This window comes from Streptomyces sp. NPDC127092, from assembly GCF_042722475.1.
GTDB lineage: Bacteria > Actinomycetota > Actinomycetes > Streptomycetales > Streptomycetaceae > Streptomyces.
Genome location: NZ_JBHXFE010000112.1, coordinates 744 through 2880, shown reverse-complemented (window position 1 = coordinate 2880; position 2137 = coordinate 744). Strand labels below are relative to the sequence as shown.

The window sequence follows — 2137 nt, the reverse complement described above, 5'->3', positions numbered from 1 at the left end:
CTTCCGCACCGAGGCCCAGGACCGGCTCGAGGCGCTGGGTGCGGACCTGCAGGACGACCGCCTGACCCCGGCCGCGGCGTTGGACGAGCTGGACGCGCTGCGGCGTCGCCTGACCGGGCTCGTCTCCGCCCTCGCCGACGCCGAGGTGGCGGCCTTCGGCAAGGACGAGGCCGAGCGTGAGCTGCTGCGCGACGAGCTGCGCACGCACCGTGGCCCGGCCCGGTCCGCGCGCGGCTCGATCCTGGACTCCGCGCTGCCCGCGGATGCCTACTGGACGGTGGTGGCCTTCACCACGGGCCACCAGGCCGGCGAGCGGTCCGTCCAGGACCATCGCCAGGCGCAGTCCAGCTCCTCCGGGACCGGCTACGGATCCTCGGGCGGCTCGTTCTCCGGGGCGGGCTCGTCCGGCCGATTCTGAGCCGATCGGGGCCGGATCTGAGCCGGAAGCTCGTCCGGGCCGGGCACCCGGTCCCTGGCCCACCGTTCCGTTCTGCGAGACATTGAAGGACCATGACCGCCGCTGACACCCCCGCACCCCGCCAGGACCCCCTCGCGTTCTTCCTCGACAAGGCCGTGCCCGAGGCGTGGCACGCGGTCGGGCCGCTGGCCTCGGCCGCGCGCGGCGCCGCCGAGCAGGCCGGGCTGGACCGGCAGCTCGTGGAGCTCGTGAACCTTAGGGTCTCTCAGCTCAACGGCTGCGTGTTCTGTCTGGACCGGCACACCCGCCAGGGCGCCGACGCCGGTCTGAGCGTGCAGCGCCTGGGGCTGCTGCCGGCGTGGCGTGAGGCCGGGGCCGTGTACTCGGAGCAGGAGCGCGCCGCGCTCGAGCTCGCCGAGGCGGTCACGGACCTCCCCGAGCAGGAGCAGCTGAACTACGTGCAGGCCTCCACGGCCGCTGTGCTCACGGACGCCCAGTACGCGGCCGTGCAGTGGGTCGCGATGGTGATGAACCTGACGAACCGCATCTCGATCCTGTCTCACCACCCCGTGCGGCGCCGGGACGGCTGACCCCTTCCCCGTCGCCGGCCCGGCGGCGGGATCCACCCAGGAACGAGAGGACCGACCATGACCGAGCAGACCCCCAGCCTGGAGCACCCGCAGGTCCGCAAGAACGGGGAGAGGTACGAGATCGTCGTCGATGACGCGGGCACGGTGGCCGGCTTCACGGTGGCGATCGACGACGACACCGCCGACGGCCCGGACCAGCGGATCTTCCCGCACACCAAGGTCGGCCACGAGTACGAGGGCCGGGGCCTGGCCTCGACCCTCGTGCGCGAGGCGCTGAAGGACACCGTGGCCGCGGGCCGCCGGATCGTCCCCGTGTGCCCGTACGTGAAGGACTGGGTGGACGAACACGACGACGTGGCCGGCGAAGTGGACCCGGCGCGCCCCGAGCATCTCCGGTTCCTGGAGTCCCGCCAGGACTGACGCACCGCACCCGGTGAGCACCCGGAGACGAGAAGAGCCCCCGCCGATCCGGCGGGGGCTCTTTCTGGTCGGGGTGACAGGATTTGAACCTGCGGCCTCGTCGTCCCGAACGACGCGCGCTACCAAGCTGCGCCACACCCCGTTGGAGGTCTCAGACCTGAATCCAACAGAGAGCGACTATACCAGCCACACCGGGTGCCGCCAAACCGAGATGCGGGGCAGAATCTCACGCGTGAGACCTCTGCGCACCCCGCGAATCCGAGAGAGGCCGGCATGAGCTGGTGGCCGTTCCCGCGTTCCTCCGCGAGCCCCTCCCCCGACGACGACGGCGCCCCGGCCGCCGCCGAGCTCGAGGAGGCCGTGGCCGCCCTGCGACAGCTGTTGCGCGCGGAGCGGCACCGACTGCGCCCGGACAGCTGGGCCCTCGCGTGGGAGATGGTCGAGCACGCCGCCGAGTACGCGCCAGCCTGGACTCGCCTGCAGCGCACACGGCCCGTGGAGACCCAGGAGCTCGTGATCGCCCTCACCGGGCGCTTGGAGCCGCTGCTGCGCGACTTCCTCGCACTCCCCGACTCGGAGAAGCCGGCCCATGCCGACGCCGTGCACGCGCGCCTTCGGGAGCAGGGCACGGAGCACGGCCGGCTGCGCCGCCGACTCACCCGCGCGCTCACGGTACGACTGCGGGCTGGTGAGGAGCTCTGAGCGCCGC

General features: G+C 72.7%; 4 protein-coding genes and 1 tRNA gene. 4 read left to right on the top strand and 1 reads right to left on the bottom strand.

The genetic code is table 11. The features are described 5' to 3' along the window. The 3 genes from ACFWJO_RS37585 to ACFWJO_RS37575 form a co-directional block, all read left to right on the top strand. A partial coding sequence (locus ACFWJO_RS37585; RefSeq protein WP_386872617.1) for a hypothetical protein occupies window positions 1–418 on the top strand: 418 nt, incomplete at its 5' end. Window positions 419–510: 92 nt separating this feature from the next. Beyond that, window positions 511–1008, top strand: a complete 498-nt coding sequence (locus ACFWJO_RS37580) for a carboxymuconolactone decarboxylase family protein (RefSeq protein WP_248100945.1) — start codon at window positions 511–513, stop codon at window positions 1006–1008. Between the two features lie 57 nt (window positions 1009–1065). Continuing rightward, window positions 1066–1428 carry a GNAT family N-acetyltransferase gene (locus tag ACFWJO_RS37575; protein ID WP_386872616.1) on the top strand — a complete coding sequence of 121 codons (363 nt, stop codon included), beginning with the start codon at window positions 1066–1068 and terminating at the stop codon, window positions 1426–1428. Between the two features lie 65 nt (window positions 1429–1493). Here the strand turns inward: ACFWJO_RS37575 and ACFWJO_RS37570 are convergent. Further along, window positions 1494–1570: transfer RNA gene (locus ACFWJO_RS37570), tRNA-Pro, on the bottom strand. A 131-nt stretch (window positions 1571–1701) separates the two neighbouring features. On the opposite strand from ACFWJO_RS37570, the gene ACFWJO_RS37565 reads away from it, so the two are divergent. Then, window positions 1702–2130: a hypothetical protein gene (locus tag ACFWJO_RS37565; RefSeq protein WP_386872614.1), complete on the top strand. Its 429-nt coding sequence runs from the start codon at window positions 1702–1704 to the stop codon at window positions 2128–2130. Window positions 2131–2137: the final 7 nt, after the last annotated feature.